This is a genomic window from Mycobacterium sp. NTMscope_Eco_3, from assembly GCF_976985685.1.
Window position 1 is genome coordinate 4,888,793 of the sequence record NZ_CDRJYZ010000001.1, and the last position, 16,809, is coordinate 4,905,601.

The following is a 16,809-nucleotide window of genomic DNA, read 5'->3' on the forward strand; positions in this document are numbered from 1 at the left end:
TTCCCTGTCAGGCGGCCCCGAAGAACTGGCCCTCCAACGGCTCCGATGGGCGCCCGTCCGGGCCGACCGGGATGTCGCCGACCAGTGTGATCCGATGCAGCACGCGCTCGTGATCGAGGTGTTCGAAGTCGCGCGGCGCGAGATGCAACGTGGCCCGATTGTCCCAGAACGCAACGCTTCCCGGCTCCCACTTGAATCGAACCGAATACTCCGGGCGGGAGATCTGCTCGAACAACAGATCCAGGATGTGACGACTCTCCCGCGGGGACAGGTCAACGATCTCCTTGGTGAAGAACTGATTGACGTAGACCACGCGCTCGTTGGTCTCGGGGTGCACCCGAACCACCGGATGGATGGCCGCCAACGGCTTGCCCCGAACCAGTTCACCGATCTTCTCGGCGCTGCGTTCGAAGGCCAGCGTCGCGCCGAACCGGTGCTCGGCGCGAAGCCCGTCGATGAACCCACGCACCAGTGGCGAAAGACCTTGGTAGACAGCGGCGACATTGGTGAACAGCGTGTCGCCGCCATAGGGCGGCACCACTTCGGCGCGCAGAATCGAATGCGACGGTGGATTGATCAGCGGCGTCACGTCGGCATGCCAGTTCGGGCCGTTCCGATTCTCCTTGTGCCGGTACTCGGATCCGTACCGGCGGTCATAGGCGGCCGGCGACACCGTGTGAATCTGCGGGAAACCCGCAGGGGCGGAGTCGCCTTCGTACGGGTGAGCGGGAGTGACGTCACCGAATTGCGCGCCGAACGCGACCTGCGCCGCGTGGTCCAGCTGTTGGTCGCGGAAGAACACGACCTTCCATTTGTGCAAGGCCGTGCGGATGACATCCTTGTCCGAGTCGCTCAACGGTGCGGAGATGTCCACACCGTCGATCAGGGCTCCGGTCCACCCGGACAGGGGGATGACCTCGATGCCGGTTTCGGTGGAAGCGGTCGTGGTCGGATCGGTCGTCGTCAAGGCGCGTAATTCCCATCAATAGTGAAAACACCTACGGTGTCGGACTTTTGAGGGTAACGATGATCCGATCCCTGGAGAGCGGTTGGAATCGGACTGACGGAAAGCCCCGCTCTTGCGTCCCTACGGTCGCGGCGCGCCGAGCCGGTAGACCCGCCAGCCCGCCCGCTGCCAGCGGGCCACGTCCAGGCAGTTGCGACCGTCGACGATGACGCGGGCCCGCACCCCGCCGGCCAAGTCGTCGGGATCGAGCTCGACGAATTGCCGCCACTCGGTGAGCACCAGCACGGCATCCGCGCGCTCGCAGGCCTCTTCGACCGAGACCGCATAGTTCAGCGTCGGGAACAGGCGCTGCGCGTTGTCCAGCGCCTTGGGGTCGTAGACGTTGACCGCGGCGCCGTTGAGCTGCAGTTGCCCCGCGACGTTGAGCGCGGGCGAGTCGCGCACGTCGTCGGATTCGGGTTTGAACGCCGCGCCCAGCACCGCGACGTTGGCGCCCAGCAGCGACCCGCCGCAGGCCGCGCTGGCCAGTTCCACCATCCGGGTGCGGCGGCGCATGTTGATGCTGTCCACCTCGCGCAGGAACGTCAGCGCCTGGTCGGCGCCCAGTTCGCCGGCGCGCGCCATGAATGCCCGGATGTCCTTGGGCAGGCAGCCGCCGCCGAAACCCAAACCGGCGTTGAGGAATTGGCGTCCGATCCGCGGGTCGTAACCGAGCGCATCTGCCAGCAGGCTGACGTCGGCGCCGGCCGCCTCGCACACCTCGGAGATGGCGTTGATGAACGAAATCTTCGTCGCCAGAAAGGCATTGGCCGAGACTTTGACCAGCTCCGCGGTTTGCAGATCTGTCACCAGGAACGGCACGCCCGCGTCCAGCAGCGGCCCGTACAGCTCACGAACGGCGGCCTCGGCGCGCGCCGAATCCTGGTGGATCCCAAGCACAATCCGGTCCGGGCGCAGGGTGTCCTGTACGGCATAGCCTTCGCGCAGGAACTCCGGATTCCAGGCGATTTCGACGTCGACGCCGCGGGGCGCCAGCGCGGCCGCGCGCTGGTGCAACTCGGCCGCGGTGCCCACCGGAACCGTCGATTTGCCCACCAGCACCGCCGAACTGGTCAACCGGGGCACCAACTCGTCGATCACGGCATAGACATGGCGCAGGTCGGCGCCGTATTCGCCCTTCTTCTGCGGTGTGCCCACGCCCAGGAAGTGCAGGTCGGCGAAGTCGGCGGCCGCGTCGTAGTCGGTGGTGAACCGCAGACGGCCCGCAGCCAGGTTCTCGTTCAACAGCTTTCGCAAGCCTGGCTCGTAAAAGGGGATGTCACCCCCGGCGAGCTTGGCCACCTTGCCCGGGTCGATGTCGATCCCGAGGACGTCGTGTCCCAGTGCCGCCATCCCGACTGCGTGGGTGGCACCGAGGTATCCCGTGCCGAACACGGTGCATCGCATACCACTGGTGTAAGCGACCCCGATGAGCGAACTGCATCCCCGGGCTAAGCGGGAGACAAACGGCAGATGACGGGTAGCCGCTGCGCCGACGGATTAAATCCCGGGGATGCCCGGAATGTTGATGCGTGGGCCACCACCGCCGAATCCGCCGTGACCGTGGCCGCCGCCGAAGCCGCCGCGCGGGCCGCCGGGGAAGCCGCCGCCGTCGTGGTCCCCATGGCCTCCGCCGCCGTGACCGGGGCCCCACCCGCCGCCGGGCGGACCACCGATGCCCGGGATGGGCAGCGGGATCGGTACGGGAACGGGTGCCACTGGCGGCGGAGCGGGCGGCGGGGCCGCCGGCACGGGGATTGGAGCGGGCGCGGGGGCCACCGGCGCGGGCGCCGGGGCGGCCGGGGCCGGGGCCTCTGGGGCGGGGGCCGGGGCCTCCGGGGCGGGGGCCGGGGCCTCCGGGGCGGGCGCGGGAGCCGCGGGCGCCTGGACAGGAGCCGGGGCCGGGGCCGCGGGTGCCGGAGCGGGCCGGGTGGGCGCCACCACGACGTTCTCATTCGGGCTGGGCCGCACGTTCGCCGTCGGGCGGATGGCGATGGCCAATGAGACGACCAGCGCCACCACGCCGATGACGAAGACCGCCGCCACCGCGCTTCCGACCAGCTTGAAGTTGCGCCCGCGGTAGTCCGCGCCGACCAGCTCGGTCGCGGCGGTCTGCGAGCCGGTGAAGAACTCGTCGGGGTCGTCGGGCACGGCGCTGTACGCGAGGGCATCCACCCCCGCGTCACCGGGCGCGTCGAAGTAGCCGGGTGCCACGGCGAGCGGATTGATCGCACCCGTGCCGGGATCCTGCGCGTACGCCAGGGCGGCGGTGGACGACGCGAACAGCGGCGCATGCGCCGATGCCAGGGCAGCGCCGCGGGCCAGGGCTGTGTCCGGTTCCTCGGCCGCGGTCAACGGCAGGGTGGTCGCCGCCTCCAGCGCGGGCTTGATCAGCGGGATATCGATGCCGGAGCCGACGACGAACACGGCGTCCGGGCGGCTTTCCATGTTCTCCGCGCCGGAGACCAGGCGGGTCAGCTCGGCCACGGCGGCCTCGTCGTCTTCGGGGAGGACCTGGCGCCGGACGTCGGCGATGGATCCGTCGGCGCTGTCGACGACTGCCAGCGTCGCGGTGTCGGGCTCGATGTACAACAGCGCGGTCTGCGCGTAGTTGGTCCGGTGGCCGACCGCTTGGGCCAGCGCGGCCGCGGCCAGGAAGGCCGAGACCAGCATCACATTTTCGACCTTGTGGGCGGCGAGCTTGTCGCGCAGCGCGGCGGCCTCGACGGGGTCGGTGAACGTCACCCCGGTCGACGCCAGTTGGTAACCACCCTCCGCTGCACCCTGACGCGTCCCCAAGATTGCGGAGACTACCTGGTCGGAGGCGGTTGCGGTTGCTGCGTCAGCGGCCGCCGGGACTTCGAAATTGTCTTCATCGACGGTGGCCCCGTCGCCGTTTTCCCCCTCGACCAGCACCATCCGGACCGCGGTCGGCGCCATCGACACACCAAGTACGGTGTCCAAAGCTCCTCCAATAGTCGGTTGCTAGCCCATTCCCGGTGAGGACGTCGCCGTCGCACGAGATGATGGCGCGCGACGTCGCTGAGTCCCCTCCGTATTCCCCTTGTAACCCGATTTTACGCGTGATCGGCGGTCTGGGGGTGGGCCGGAACCCGCCCGGGACCGGACTACGGGACCGGAATTTGGGGCCCCAAATGGCGGTGCAGCCAGTCGTCCCAGTGTTCGTGGTCGCCGGAATGCGGCGAGGGCGGCGCGGGCGTCTCGGGCGTCGCCGGTGCAGGGGCCGACGGCGGGGGTGACGGTGCCGGCGGTCCGGCGTTCGGGGGCGGTGGGCCCTTCGGCGCGACGACGGTCGTGCTGACATCCGGTGCTTGGTCCGCGTCCGGACCGCTACCGAAGACCAGCGCCAGCGCCAACGCCACGAAGCCGGTGACGAAAATGATCATCACGCCGACGACCGCGGCCGCCGGTTTTCGGCTGCGGCGCTCGCGGGACGAGGTGTCGCGCGCGTCGACGTCACGGGCGGACCCGGCCGCCGCGGTCGAGGAAATCCGCGCGGAAGGCATCGTGATCGTCCGCGGCGCCCCCAGACGCGCGTTGGCCGCGGCCAGCGAGGCGCCGCGGGCCAGGGCCATCTCGGGTTCCTCGGGCGTGGTCACCGAGAGTGACGTCGCGGCCTCGAGCGTTGGCTTGATCAACGGGATGTCCACGTCCGAGCCGACCAGGAGCACTCCGTCCGGTCGCGCCCTCATCGATTCGGCACCCGAGACCATCGCGGTCAGCTTCGCCAGCGCGACGTCATCGCGGCCGGGCAGTGGGTGCCGATGCACGTCGGTGACCGCCCCGTTGGAGGTGTCGACGACCGCGAGGGTCGCGCTGGTGGGTTCGACGAGCAGCAACGCGGTGCGGGCCCAGTTGGTCGCGCTGCCCATCGCCTGTGCCAGCGCCGCGGCGGCCATCACCGCCGAGACCAGCGTCACGTCCTCAATCCTGCGCGCCGCCAACACATCTCGCAGCGCCGCCGCCTTGACCGGATCGGTCCAGCTCACCCCGCTCGATTTGAGCTGGTAACCGCCCTGGGCCGCACTGTTCCGGGTGCCGAGAATGGCCGCGACGATGTGATCGGCGGCGGCGGCAGGGGTCGTGTCGCCGACGACGTCGAAGCCGTCCTGATCGACGGTCACCCCGCCGGCGGCCGCACCTTCGACGAGGACCATGCGGACTGTCTCAGGTGCCATCGACACACCGAGTACGACCTCCACCGCTCCTCCAAATCGCCCGACGGTTGGTTGCTGTGCCGCGCCAGAACAGCTGTACCGGCGCCGCTTGGGGGTTCGCGACGCCACCCTAGCGTGCTGCGTGATCGGTGGCCGTGGTTGCCGAAGCCATGTCGTAGGCGCCGCTTGGCGTCGGGAGGTTCGACGAACCGAGGTTATTTGTGGCCGCCGCCACCGCCGCCGTGACCGCCGCCAAAGCCGCCGCCACCGCCGTGACCGCCACCGAAACCGCCCAATCCGCCGCCGCTGTGGCCGCCGCCGAAGCCGCCACCGGGGGCTGGTGCGTGACCGCCGCCAAGTCCGCCGCCGCTGTGACCGCCGCCGAAGCCGCCTAAGCCGCCTAAGCCGCCGCCCGGGTTAGGAGCATGGCCGCCACCGAGTCCGCCGCCGGGGGCAGGGGCGTGCCCGCCTCCGAGCCCACCCGGTCCGCCCGCGCCGGGCGTCGGGATGTGGCCGCCACCCGAACCGGGCGTCGGAACGTGGCCACCACCCGAACCGCCCGAGCCAGGCGTCGGAACGTGGCCACCACCGGAACCACCCGAACCGGGCGTTGGAACGTGGCCGCCACCCGAACCGCCCGAGCCAGGCGTCGGAACGTGGCCACCACCGGAACCACCCGAACCGGGCGTCGGAACGTGGCCGCCACCGGAACCACCCGAGCCAGGCGTCGGCACGTGGCCGCCGCCGGAACCACCCGAGCCCGGCGTCGGCACATGCCCACCACCCGAACCACCCGAACCCGGCGTCGGCACATGCCCGCCGCCGGAGTTACCGGGAGCGCCCGGCTTGGGCGGGGTGCCTTCACCGGGAGGCGTTTGGTGCGGCGGCGACTGCGGAACGGTGCCGCCGGCCTTCGGCGGCGTCGGCGGCTGAGGGACACGCACCGGCGGTTGGGGCAGCACCGGTTGAGGGATCGACAGACGCGGCGGGGCCTCGAACAGCGGAGGCCTCACCACCGGGTTGGGAACCGGGATGCGGACCGGCACCGGAACCGGAACCGGCGGAACCACGACAGGAACAGGAATCACCGGCGGGGCCGCCGGAACGGGCGGGGCTTCCGGCGGCGGAGCCGCGGGCAACGGCACGGCGACCGGCGGGTTCAAGGGCTTGGGTGCCGCCACCGGCGCCGGCAGGCTGATCTTCGGCTCCGGCGCGGACGCCTGCACCGGCGCCGGCGCTTGCTCGGTGGGAACGATGAGGTGCTGGTTCGGCGTGGGCTGCAACGCGACGGTTCCTGTCGTGCGGATGCCGATCGCCAGCGCGATCTCGAGCGCCAACACCGCGCTGATGGCGGCGACGGCCAGCCCGCTCCCGATCAGCAAGGCCGGCCGCCGCTGCGGCTGGCTCTCTTCGGGAAGGAAAAGCCTTTCAATGACCACGGTCGGCGAGTCGGCGTCGTCATCCCCCACCGCGCTGTAGGCGAGTTCGTCGTCGGCCTCGGGACCGAAGGGAACATAGAGGTATTCGGGCAGGGAGTGCTGGTCGACCGCGCCGGTACCGGGGTCCTGCGCATAGGCCAGCGCGGCGGTCGAGGAGGCAAACAGCGGCGCGTTCGCCGACGCCAGCGCCGCCCCGCGGGCCAGCGCCGTGTCCTCGGCCACACTCACGTCAAGCACCGTCGTCGACTCCAGGGCCGGCTTCAATTGGGCGACGTCGACGCCCGAGCCGACCACGAACAGGCCGCCCGGCACCAGTTCCAGCTTCTCCAGCGAGGCGACCATCGCGCCGAGTTGCTCGGCGGCGGCGCCGTAGGACTCGGCGTGGATCCGCTGCTTGTAGACATCCGGGATCGAGCCGTCGGACGTCTCGACCACCGCCAGGGTCGCGGTATCGGGCTCCACCAGGAGCACCGCGGTGCGTTCGTAACCCATTGCGCCGCCGACGTTTTGCGCCAGCGCCGCCGCAGCAAGAAACGCCGAGACCAGCATCACGTTGTCGAGCCGGTGAGCGGTCAGCGCGTCGCGCAGAGCCGCCGCTTGGAATTGATCGGTCCACGTCACCCCGATGGACGACAGCTCGAGGCCGGCATCGGCGGCGCCCTCGCGGGTACCCAAGATGGCCGAGATCACTCGATCGGGCGCGCTCGCGGTCGCTGCGTCGTCGGCGGCGGTAACGTCGATCGCGTCCTCTTCAACCGTGGCGCCGTCGGCGTATTCGCCTTGCAGGACAACCATTTGGATCGACGACGGTGCCATCGACACCCCGAGCACGATATCCAAAACAAACCCCTCCAAAGGCATTGCGGTGGACCACGGCCAGGCGGAGGTAAAAACCATGGCTAACTAAGTATCGCGCAGAACGGGGGCGAGCGGGCCCCGCAGAACCTATGTAGACGATATGAAGTTCTGATAGGAGCGCGACGGCGTGGGTCCTCGCTGGCCCTGGTACTTCGAACCCACTCGCGAACTGCCGTAAGGATGTTCGGCCGGGCTGGTCAACCGCAAAATGCACAGCTGGCCGATCTTCATGCCCGGCCACAGCGTGATCGGCAGGTTCGCGACGTTGGACAGTTCGAGGGTGATGTGACCGCTGAAGCCGGGATCGATGAAACCGGCGGTCGAGTGCGTCAGCAGGCCGAGACGGCCCAGGGACGACTTGCCCTCCAGCCGTCCCGCGAGGTCCTCGGGCAAGGTGATGAGCTCCAGCGTCGAGCCGAGCACGAACTCGCCGGGATGCAGCACGAACGGCTCCCCCTCAACGGGTTCGACCAAGCTGGTCAGCTCGTCCTGTTGCTTGGCCGGGTCGATGTGGGTGTAGCGGGTGTTGTTGAACACCCGGAACATGCAGTCGAGGCGCACGTCGATGCTGGACGGCTGCACCAGGGCGTCGTCGAAGGGGTCGATACCCAACCGCCCGGCGCTGATTTCGGCCCTGAGGTCGCGATCGGAGAGCAGCACGCGACGAGCCTATCTGCTGCGCAGCGGGTTCAGCGGAGATAGACCTCGTCGCCGGTCGGATATCCGCCGCCGGTGGTCGTGACGTGCACGTGGTCGTAGTGGCCCAGCCGGCTGGCCTGCGCTCCGCCGGGGGTGTAGTAGACGCCGCGCCAGATCGCATCCTGGATCCCGAACCGGGCGGCGTTCTGCATCACGTAGGCGACGATCGAGTTGCCCAGCGCGATGCCCTCGGCGCTGTCGGGGTTGGGGATCATGACGTCGAGCGCCAACCCGCGGGGATGCCAGGGCAGCGAATCCGGCCGCACCCCACCGATCTCGTGGATCTGGGGGAACTCCGCGCTGATGCTGCGCTCGACCAAGATCGTGCGGACCTGGAGGCCCTGCTCCGGCGCGACGCCGGCGGGCAGGAAGCGCGATCGCGTGTGGTAGCGCGATGCCGCGGCGGGCTCGCCGTCGACCAGCGCTTTAGCGGGCCGCTTCGACGCGGCTGTCACGATTTGCACGCAACAGGGGGCGGGCTCGCTGATAACGGGTTTGGCCTGGTTGTGGGGCGCAGATGGATGCACGTCGGCGGACACCGCGAAGAACACCGCCGCGGGGGCGAGCACTGCTGCCAGGGCCACCGACGGTTTACGTCGCTTCCTGGCTAATTCGTGTCGACCCACCCGGAGCACATTACGTTGCGATAACGAAATAATAAATCTGAGCGTTATGAGAATAGTTAGATACGCGTCTTAGATTTCGCGGCTGCGCTCTTAATCGGGAGGGGGAGGTCAGGCCCCCGCTCGGGCGAGCGCGACCACCGGCGGATGCTAGCCTGCTGAGGCGACTGTGCCGATGTAGTTCAATGGCAGAACATCAGCTTCCCAAGCTGAATACGCGGGTTCGATTCCCGTCATCGGCTCCACTGTGACCAGGTCAGACCCCACCAGTTTCATCGCCTCGACAACTACGTCGACGCAATGATGTCGTTCAACGCCTGGCTGACAACTCGTGATCGTCTTACGCGCAACCGCTCGAACTGATCACCTCCCCCGGTCCGCCCAAGGCTGTGCGCTACGCCTGGCTTCGCGGCGCGAGATTTGCCACAACGTCAAAACATAATATGAATACTCGTCTAACCTATAGAAGTTGGTTTGCCACGAGCAGGGCGTGGACGTGGCCGGCTTTGCATTCCTCGATTTCGAACCACCGGGTTCGATGCCAATCACTACGACCGTGTGGTCATGATCGGTTCGCTCACCCGCAGGACGCGCCTTCTGATCGCCGCCGATTCCGACTCGACGAGTGGCAAGGCCAAAAAGGCGCGCGAATACGGAATCCCCATCATCAACGAAGACGCCCTCGGTCGGCTGCTTGGGTGCAGCTGATGTCGGGGCCGCCTATGCGCCGATGAATGCTGAGATAGTCGAGGGTCTCGAGATGGTGTACTGCGCGCGACTTCGACGCCTGGCAAGGCCTTGGAGGACCAGTGAAGGAAATCGCTGAATGGTGGCCGCTACTGCATGAGCAGATCCGTCGCGTCTTAGTGAACGGGATCTGGATGCCGATATCCGAGTTCGCGCAATCCGAAATCGAGCGCCTCGGTGGGCCCGGGCCGCATGATGCGTTCTGGGACGTTCGTGACGGTGAACGGTACCTGCCGCACCTAGCAGTGCAGTGGATCATAGAGACGGCCGACTTCAAGAAGTTCGTGGAGGCGCCGAGGCCCGACCCGCGGGCTGCCTACTTCCGTCGCGGCTGGCCGCACCGCGAACCGTAATCGCCTGCGAGGCTTGCCCTCATGGATGTGGGCGACGAACAGATCGACCGTGTGCGTTTCTACGGTCCGTCGGAGCGAGTACGGCCTCGTTGGCATCGAGAAGCGCAAGCAGTCGATTCGCGTCGATGTCGAATTTCTCGATGGCACGAAGTCCGGGCGCCGCGAGAATGTACCCGGCTCGCGACTGCATGGCCCGTGGAGCACCGTTCAGGTCTTCGACGAGTTGCGCGCGAACTGGCAGCACATGTCGAGTGGTTCGAGAATGCCGGTGAGCTCGAGCTGTCCGCGGCCCGCACGCTGTTGGTCGCCGAATATGTCACCGCAGCGAATCCGGTGCCTTTGCTCGATGCCGTTATGGCCGAGGAGGCTGAATCGCGGCAAGACTGCAAACGCGGACGGGAGCGTGACGCGTACGACGGTTTGGGTAAGCAGTTGACTTCGCCTGAAGACGAGTTCGCGTGGTACCGCAAGCGCATACGGCCCAAGCACGAATTGGTTCGTGCGTGGTGCGGGCACCGCTCAGTGACCTTCGTTGAGCGGCTGCTTGCCGGCTGAGGCTGAGGCACAGCGTCTTGACGTCCTGGTAGCGACTCTGGTTGGCCTTCTTCGAAAGGACGACGTCCACGCAGCTGATGCGTATGCGTGAGCACCACGAGGAGCGGATACGGCCGGAGACGATCCGTCCGCTGATAGACCGACCCTTGGCGCCTTGGGAGCTGCCAGTGCGCGAAGTGCCGGTGCGTCGCGGTCATTGGTGGTGAACACAGGCGAGACTCCGGGCGCACGAGAGGCAGGTACCGGAAGCTGGCTTAGAGGTTGGCTGCCGTCAGGAAGGTCCGGACCACGGCGACTGCCTCTTGGCGAAGACGTGCTGCCTCATCTGCGTCGCCGTCTTCGGCGAGAAAACCTGCGTACGCGTGCGGGCCGTCATTATCGACTGCGGAAAACCTTTCTGCGAGCAGGCGCAATGCGTCTCGTACCTGCGCGTCTGCATGGATTGCGCTCTGCGCCGCGGCATGGCCCGCGTCCTCCGGACCGTCCCCGAAATTCAGTAAGCAGTACACGAGATCGTATGAGTCCTTGTTTTCATGGCGGTCCTGAAAGGCCAGAATCTTGAGGACCGTATAAGCGAGGATATTGGCCACACGCACAGACACCCGTGACCGTCCACCATCATCAAGTCGATCTGCTTCAATTTCGCGTTCGATGTAGTCCCTGGTGACTAGTTGCGCCCCACGCACGTTGAAGGCGCCGAGTCCTGATCCAGTGCCCTGCTTCGGTCTGAAGATCCTGCCTGCCTCGACTTGGTCAGTCTCGCAAAGGAATTCCACGATGATGGTGGCGCCCTGCACGTCTTTGGACCAGCGGAACGAGTTCTGCGCCTTGAAGCCAGCCTTCTTTAGGTTGTTCTCAAGCGTCCGGTACGCCTCATCGCTTTCGTCCTCGACCGCGAGACCGATTACAAGGTCGACGTCCGTCGTACCGACGTGGGGGCGGGCCCCCTCGGGAAGGCTGCCGACAATGTAGCGGGGCGCGAGCCCACCGGCGAGGTAGACGCGTTTGCTCCACGGACCGATGTCGCCCAGTAGTGTCACGAGCGCCCGTTCACAACGCGCTGTCGTCTCTTCGTCGTAATCGCTTTGGTGCTGCCTGCTCAAAAGCCGATCACCTCGTCACGGAGTCGGTCGGCCTGCTCTCGTCCGCGCCGCGGATCTTTGCGCAGGTCGAGGTATAGCCGGAACGGATTGGCAGTCCAAACATCGTCAACGGTGGAGCGGAAAACAAGCGGTGCGTCCGCGGCCTCCTGTCGTAGTAGCACGTTGTGTCCTTCTTGAACGACCTCGGCGTCCACTGCTCCCGCAGCTGCGTCGAGGGCAATGGCTTGCGTTATCCAGATGTCCACGACTGGAACAGATGTGACAAATGGCGCTAGGCGCGCCGCGCCGGCTGGCCCAGTGACTGCGTGAGTGATATCAGCCGCTTCGAGCAAGGCACTAAGGGTTTTAGCGTGAGCGCGCGCGTCGCGCGCGAGGCGGAACGCACGAACCTGATTTACACGGCGATCGTGCATCTCTTCGGCCCAGAGGTCGAGCAGGGCGGTGGGGTTCGAGACGCGACGGATGCGCTTAGGGCCAGTGCCTTCGACTTGAATGAGACTGTCCCGTTCTAGGCGCGACAGTACGCGGTGCGCCAGGCCGGCCGAGATGTCGGCCTCGGCGGCCAAATCGTTTACTTGCCAGCAGCGTTGCGGCTCACGCAAGAGGGCTTGCGCGGCAACACCTGCCTTACCGGTGAGCTTGACCGGCGGCTCGCTCTGCTTGTCGCGTGTCGCATGCGATGCGCGCCCTTCGGTCCACAGAAAAATCCCGGGAAGGTCAACGCGCATGTTGCCTTCCGCATCGATCAAGGCGATACCAGCGTCCTGCAGGAGCCGACGGGCCTCCTCGGTCGTCGTCCGGGCAACCAGCAGGAGATGCGTCGCTGCGGGCAGTGTGCGGGCGTGATCGATCAGGGCGCGCGCATCGGCGGCGTTGATCGTGCGCTGCGCTTTCAGCTCAACGATGTGGGACACATCGCCCGCGCGCAGTACGACGTCAGCCCGTCGGTCACCGCCCAGCCTTGCCTCCGCAGTCACCCCAGGGATGTCTCGAAGTATGTTGAGGGCGGTCCTCTCCAGAGGACCTGCAATATTCACGATTTGCGGCATATTCACAACGGCTGTGAATATAGCACATTTTGTGAATGTACCTGGATCGCTATCGGGCTCCGTTGCAGCTCCCGCCGTCACGACGTTGTCACAACCGAGCCAAACTGAACCGTACGCCGGCAGACTTCTGCGAATGCTTTGCGCATGTCAGCAACGTCTACAGATCTGTGCGGGACCGCCTCGAACGTCCCGAATCGACTTCCCAAGCTGAATACGCGGGTTCGATTCCCGTCATCGGCCCCACATTGAGCTGCGGTGCGGCCTTTACGTGCGACCCTTTGGTGGGGGTGACCCCCGATGCCAGATGTGCAACCACTGCGTTTAGCGCGGCCGCATCGCCAACATTGACCCCCGGTACAGTCGCCGATCGTGCATCGCGGGATCGGTGAGTTGTATGGCAGGCCACGAGTCGCTTAGGTGTATCCAAGCAGCGGAAGGGGTCTCATGGCTGGCGAACTGACGATGAGGTTGGAAGCAATGGCGTCCGCCGCACAGATTCTGACGAACCAAGCCGATGACCTACACGCCGAACTCGAGAGCATCACTCGTGACTGGAGCGATTTGTCCTCGACATGGCGGGGCGTTGCCGCATCGGCTTTCCAGCCACCGTGGGACGAGTGGCACCAAGGAGCAACGGCCGTCGCAAGGCTCTTGTCTGAACACTCACAGCTGTTGCTGCGCTCACTGGACCTCATGCTCGATCACGAGACGGTCGCCGCCAAAGCATTCGCGGCGCTAGCCGTAAAGGATCCAACACTGTGAGCCGCCGGTACACGGTTGATTCAGCGACCTTGCTGCATTTCGCCGACAGGCTGGCGAAGTTTAATGCGCAAGCAGAGCAGATTGCGACCGCCGTGGACGAATGCGTAGCCGAGTTGCACGGCGCCTGGCTGGGGCAGGGCGCCGAGGCTGAGCATGAATATCACCAAAGGTGGGTAGCAGCGGACAAGCAGATGCGCGAAGGCCTTGCCGAATTACGCGAGAACGCTGAAATGGCGCATCGCAATTATATCGGTGTAGCCCAACACAATACGGCCATGTGGCCATGACCCTGGCAGAGCAGACTTGAAGCAAAATTAGCGGCCGGGCCCTCGATCAGGACCAAGACGGCTCCGCGGTTTAACCGAGCAGGTCAGGTCACCTACCCATCTTGAGCCGGACGCCACACCACTTCCAAGTCATCTTCGGTGAGTGTCACCAAGGCTTGGGTGATGCCGTCGGCATCTGAAAATTCCACTTCATATGCCGGCGGGAGCTTGCTATCCGAATCCGTCGTGTAGTCCATGACGACGGTCCCGCGTGAACCTACGGGAAGGTTGTGTTCCGGCAGAGGCCGCAGCAACTTAATCACGTCGTACTCTTGGGGTTTCATGGCCTGACGTCCCCTCATTTGCTAGTAGGAATCGCAGTCACCAAGCGGACGACACCATCATCTCTACATATCCAAGCGAACGTAACATCGATGATCTTTCCGTTTGCTCCCGTAATGGATATTACTTGGTTGTATTTGGTGCCATACTGCGTGATGCCAGTTTCAACAGCTTTGTTTGGATCAAAGACGATTTGCTTAGCAAGGTCGGATTCATTCTGTCGTGTGAAACCTAACGCTTGTTCGAACCACTTCGCCTTCGGCCCCCCTGCTTCGTGATCTGGATTAAGCAGGTACCTCTCAAGTTTGTCCCTGACGCTTTCTTGCGAGAGCTTTGCTGCCTGCGCCCCATCAATCGCGCCGGCGCCGCCGCCCCGTCCTGCCGTCTCAGCGGCGAAGATCGTGGAACGCGCCGCGAGAAGAGGGCCCAATTCAGCTATGGAGCGAGCAGCAGCGCCGAGTGCGCTGACGGTAGGCAGAGATGACAGTTCGGCCGCGACCCGAAAAGCTCGGATAACCTCGCGATGCGGGCCCCGGTGGCGACCAACCTACTGACATCGACCACCTTTGACACTGCTTCACTGGCTCCAGCGGCGAAAGGAATCAGCACCGCTGCGAGAACTTCTGTAACCGCGACTGTGGCTCCCAGCACTTCCATCTCGTGAATGATCTTGTGATGGGCGTCGTCGATCGCTGATGCATAGTCATCGCAAGCTGTGGCCGCAGTACCGCAACCGTCAGCAGCAGAGTTCATCGCGTCCCGCGTTTGGTTGCAATTCGCGATGGCGGCTGGGATTTCGGGCGATTTTTGATTGGCCAAATGTGGTGTCGAACTGTTTGCTAAGAACGCCGCTGCGCGGAAACTCGCCGCCGCACTGCGCCACGCCTGGGCGGCATTGTGCAACTGGTCTTGATGACCATTAGGCCAGAGTTCCCCCTGCACGTATGCCTGGATGGTATGCCACCATGCAGGAACATCGCCGTGACCACCTTCTGCCGACGGGATTTCAGGCTCCAAGAAGATGGGAATTTTCGGGGGAGGAACGGCGGGCGGAGTCTGATTGTTCAGCGCGGATCGCTGATCGGCGTTTTCATGATTGACCGCAGTCGCGTACAGAAGGTCGGTGACCTGCCCCGCGGCGTTAACGACGGCAGAAGCACATTCCATGAGTCCGGCGGCACCGTCGCGGCCGCCAGATAGCGGATCATATTTTGCCGCCCACGCATGCGCGCCGTTGTCGGTTCCAGCCATCCCGGCCGAGCCTTGGAGCACGCCTGCAAGACGGGTAACCGCGGCAGCCACCTCTTCGTGAACTTGCCGCCAGCCGTCGCCAACTTGCTTGATTACGCGTGGATCAACGTCTTGGGTCACGGTCGCATCTCGGTGTTTCCTCGACTGCGTCAATGCCGTTGCGTTGCACCGCGTCTGCAGCCGTTCGCAACTACATCACGTCCCCGCGGGCGCCCGGTCGCAAATGCGGTCTATATGGGCAGACGTCTTGACGCCGCCGCACCAGTTACCGCCACGCCCAACCTTCAATTGACGCGCCCGCTCGCATTGACGTCGAGATCACCCACCGTTACTCCTGCAACTGATTGACGTGCCGCGCTGCCGTTAAGCCAGCGTCAAGACAAGAACACTAGTGCGGACGAAGCGCGCTGAAAATTCACCAACCATCCGTGAGAAGTCCCATACCGGCGGTGAGCGCTCGGCCTGTCGTGGTCGCAACCCGAGCTCGCGGTCGCCGCCTTCGAAGGCTGGCGTTCCCAGGTGTCTAGTCACGGACCCGCAAGCCACATCGCCGGACCAAACGTGCCGTAGCCAAAATGTGACCGACGCGTGGCCAAATATCCACGTGCCCTTGCGCTTTCGCAGGTCAGACGCCATTTATCATCCCTATTGCAACTATGTCAGTTAAAAGGGAAATGGGGCCATGCGGACGGGTGTTCGGTGTGTTCTTGCGTTCGTCGGGGTCGCCACAAGCGTGGTCGTGGCGCCGACGGGCGTAAGCCTGGCGGCGGCCAACCAGTCGCATGGGCCTGCCATCGCGTCGGTTTCACCGGCGCGCGGCGAAGTGGTGGGTGTCGCGCACCCCGTGGTGGTGACGTTCCGCGCACCGGTTGCCGACCGACGGGCGGCCGAGCGGGCCGTCGAGGTCAAGTCAACGCCCGCGATGACCGGCAAGTTCGAGTGGCTCGACAACAAGGTCGTCCAATGGGTGCCGGACCGATACTGGCCGGCGCACAGCACAATTGCGCTGACGGTGGGCCAGGCGACCTCGGAGATCAAGACGGGTCCCGCCGTCATCGGGGTGGCGAGCATCTCGCAGCACACGTTCACCGTGAGTATCGACGGAGCCGAGGCGGGACCGCCGACCCAACTCCCGGCGCCGCATCACCGGCCGCACTTCGGGGAGCAGGGCGTGATGCCGGCCTCGCTGGGCAGGCCGGAATACGCGACGCCGGTCGGCTCGTACACCGTTCTCTCGAAAGAGCCTGCGGTGACCATGGATTCGAGCAGCGTCGGCATTCCCGTCGACGATCCCAACGGCTACCTGCTCACGGTCAATTACGCCGTCCGCATCACCAGCCGCGGCCTGTTCGTGCATTCGGCCCCCTGGGCCGTCCCCTCCCTGGGCCTCGAGAACGTCAGCCACGGCTGCATCAGCCTGAGCCCCGAGGACGCCGAGTGGTACTACAACCACGTCAACGTCGGCGACCCGGTGATCGTCCAGGAATAGCGCCTCGGTCACACCGGCCTGCCTCGAGCGTGGGGCTAGGTACGAATTCCTTTCATCGTTCGTCCATACCCCACACGCTCGGTGAGCCA

Annotated in this window: 18 protein-coding genes and 1 tRNA gene; 7 read left to right on the plus strand and 12 right to left on the minus strand. The window is 65.6% G+C overall.

Features of this window, described 5'->3' with window-relative positions:
- Positions 1-7 precede the first annotated feature (7 nt).
- The 7 genes from AC0KTM_RS22670 to AC0KTM_RS22700 form a co-directional block, all read right to left on the minus strand.
- A complete protein-coding gene (locus AC0KTM_RS22670; RefSeq protein WP_225328292.1) occupies positions 8-967 on the minus strand; it encodes a TauD/TfdA dioxygenase family protein in 960 nt (319 codons plus the stop codon).
- Between the two features lie 120 nt (positions 968-1,087).
- The gene (locus tag AC0KTM_RS22675; protein ID WP_238957014.1) at positions 1,088-2,413 is read right to left on the minus strand and encodes a UDP-glucose dehydrogenase family protein; all 1,326 of its coding nucleotides are present in this window, start codon (positions 2,411-2,413) and stop codon (positions 1,088-1,090) included.
- A gap of 93 nt (positions 2,414-2,506) precedes the next feature.
- Entirely contained in the window at positions 2,507-3,970 is a 1,464-nt protein-coding gene (locus AC0KTM_RS22680; RefSeq protein WP_425326340.1) for a DUF7159 family protein, read from the minus strand.
- A gap of 164 nt (positions 3,971-4,134) precedes the next feature.
- Positions 4,135-5,229: a DUF7159 family protein gene (locus tag AC0KTM_RS22685; RefSeq protein ID WP_225330003.1), complete on the minus strand. Its 1,095-nt coding sequence runs from the start codon at positions 5,227-5,229 to the stop codon at positions 4,135-4,137.
- Positions 5,230-5,399: 170 nt separating this feature from the next.
- Positions 5,400-7,520, minus strand: coding sequence for a DUF7159 family protein (locus tag AC0KTM_RS22690; RefSeq protein WP_472416731.1), 2,121 nt, complete (start codon positions 7,518-7,520; stop codon positions 5,400-5,402).
- 48 nt (positions 7,521-7,568) lie between these two features.
- Entirely contained in the window at positions 7,569-8,141 is a 573-nt protein-coding gene (gene dcd, locus AC0KTM_RS22695) for a dCTP deaminase (protein ID WP_225330005.1), read from the minus strand.
- 29 nt (positions 8,142-8,170) lie between these two features.
- The gene (locus tag AC0KTM_RS22700; RefSeq protein WP_238957016.1) at positions 8,171-8,806 is read right to left on the minus strand and encodes a VldE C-terminal domain-containing protein; all 636 of its coding nucleotides are present in this window, start codon (positions 8,804-8,806) and stop codon (positions 8,171-8,173) included.
- 168 nt (positions 8,807-8,974) lie between these two features.
- On the opposite strand from AC0KTM_RS22700, the gene AC0KTM_RS22705 reads away from it, so the two are divergent.
- The 4 genes from AC0KTM_RS22705 (at position 8,975) to AC0KTM_RS22720 (ending at position 10,458) form a co-directional block, all read left to right on the plus strand.
- Positions 8,975-9,048: transfer RNA gene (locus AC0KTM_RS22705), tRNA-Gly, on the plus strand.
- 319 nt (positions 9,049-9,367) lie between these two features.
- On the plus strand, positions 9,368-9,511 hold the full coding sequence (locus AC0KTM_RS22710; protein WP_238957017.1) for a hypothetical protein: 144 nt from the start codon (positions 9,368-9,370) through the stop codon (positions 9,509-9,511).
- A gap of 101 nt (positions 9,512-9,612) precedes the next feature.
- Complete coding sequence (locus tag AC0KTM_RS22715) at positions 9,613-9,903, plus strand: hypothetical protein (protein ID WP_238957018.1); 291 nt, start codon at positions 9,613-9,615, stop codon at positions 9,901-9,903.
- 195 nt (positions 9,904-10,098) lie between these two features.
- Positions 10,099-10,458: a hypothetical protein gene (locus AC0KTM_RS22720; protein WP_472416733.1), complete on the plus strand. Its 360-nt coding sequence runs from the start codon at positions 10,099-10,101 to the stop codon at positions 10,456-10,458.
- 254 nt (positions 10,459-10,712) lie between these two features.
- Here AC0KTM_RS22720 and AC0KTM_RS22725 read toward each other — a convergent pair whose 3' ends face one another.
- Entirely contained in the window at positions 10,713-11,561 is an 849-nt protein-coding gene (locus AC0KTM_RS22725; protein WP_238957020.1) for a hypothetical protein, read from the minus strand.
- Positions 11,558-12,616, minus strand: coding sequence for a hypothetical protein (locus AC0KTM_RS22730; RefSeq protein ID WP_238957021.1), 1,059 nt, complete (start codon positions 12,614-12,616; stop codon positions 11,558-11,560). Before AC0KTM_RS22730 ends, AC0KTM_RS22725 begins: the two co-directional genes overlap by 4 nt.
- A 438-nt stretch (positions 12,617-13,054) precedes the next feature.
- Between AC0KTM_RS22730 and AC0KTM_RS22735 the strand changes: the two genes are divergently transcribed.
- Together AC0KTM_RS22735 and AC0KTM_RS22740 are read left to right on the plus strand one after the other, a co-directional pair.
- Positions 13,055-13,372 (plus strand): WXG100 family type VII secretion target, encoded by a 318-nt coding sequence (locus tag AC0KTM_RS22735; protein WP_238957022.1) that lies wholly within the window; start codon positions 13,055-13,057, stop codon positions 13,370-13,372.
- Complete coding sequence (locus tag AC0KTM_RS22740; RefSeq protein ID WP_472416735.1) at positions 13,369-13,659, plus strand: WXG100 family type VII secretion target; 291 nt, start codon at positions 13,369-13,371, stop codon at positions 13,657-13,659. Before AC0KTM_RS22735 ends, AC0KTM_RS22740 begins: the two co-directional genes overlap by 4 nt.
- Positions 13,660-13,751: 92 nt before the next feature.
- Here AC0KTM_RS22740 and AC0KTM_RS22745 read toward each other — a convergent pair whose 3' ends face one another.
- Genes AC0KTM_RS22745 through AC0KTM_RS22755 form a run of 3 tightly spaced genes read right to left on the minus strand, consistent with a single transcriptional unit; the run spans position 13,752 to position 15,351 of the window.
- Positions 13,752-13,982 carry a DUF4926 domain-containing protein gene (locus AC0KTM_RS22745; protein WP_238957024.1) on the minus strand — a complete coding sequence of 77 codons (231 nt, stop codon included), beginning with the start codon at positions 13,980-13,982 and terminating at the stop codon, positions 13,752-13,754.
- A 14-nt stretch (positions 13,983-13,996) separates the two neighbouring features.
- Positions 13,997-14,410 carry a DUF6883 domain-containing protein gene (locus AC0KTM_RS22750; protein WP_238957025.1) on the minus strand — a complete coding sequence of 138 codons (414 nt, stop codon included), beginning with the start codon at positions 14,408-14,410 and terminating at the stop codon, positions 13,997-13,999.
- 5 nt (positions 14,411-14,415) lie between these two features.
- On the minus strand, positions 14,416-15,351 hold the full coding sequence (locus AC0KTM_RS22755; protein WP_472416737.1) for a WXG100-like domain-containing protein: 936 nt from the start codon (positions 15,349-15,351) through the stop codon (positions 14,416-14,418).
- A gap of 562 nt (positions 15,352-15,913) precedes the next feature.
- On the opposite strand from AC0KTM_RS22755, the gene AC0KTM_RS22760 reads away from it, so the two are divergent.
- A complete protein-coding gene (locus AC0KTM_RS22760) occupies positions 15,914-16,720 on the plus strand; it encodes a L,D-transpeptidase (RefSeq protein ID WP_238957027.1) in 807 nt (268 codons plus the stop codon).
- Positions 16,721-16,809 lie beyond the last annotated feature (89 nt).

Excerpts from the sequence above, each read along its gene's own strand:
- AC0KTM_RS22745 (WP_238957024.1), bottom strand. The coding sequence starts at position 13,982 with ATGAAACCCCAAGAGTACGACGTGATTAAGTTGCTGCGGCCTCTGCCG.
- AC0KTM_RS22675 (WP_238957014.1), bottom strand. The coding sequence starts at position 2,413 with ATGCGATGCACCGTGTTCGGCACGGGATACCTCGGTGCCACCCACGCA.
- AC0KTM_RS22735 (WP_238957022.1), top strand. The coding sequence starts at position 13,055 with ATGGCTGGCGAACTGACGATGAGGTTGGAAGCAATGGCGTCCGCCGCA.
- AC0KTM_RS22710 (WP_238957017.1), top strand. The coding sequence starts at position 9,368 with ATGATCGGTTCGCTCACCCGCAGGACGCGCCTTCTGATCGCCGCCGAT.
- AC0KTM_RS22760 (WP_238957027.1), top strand. The coding sequence starts at position 15,914 with ATGCGGACGGGTGTTCGGTGTGTTCTTGCGTTCGTCGGGGTCGCCACA.
- AC0KTM_RS22690 (WP_472416731.1), bottom strand. The coding sequence starts at position 7,520 with ATGGTTTTTACCTCCGCCTGGCCGTGGTCCACCGCAATGCCTTTGGAG.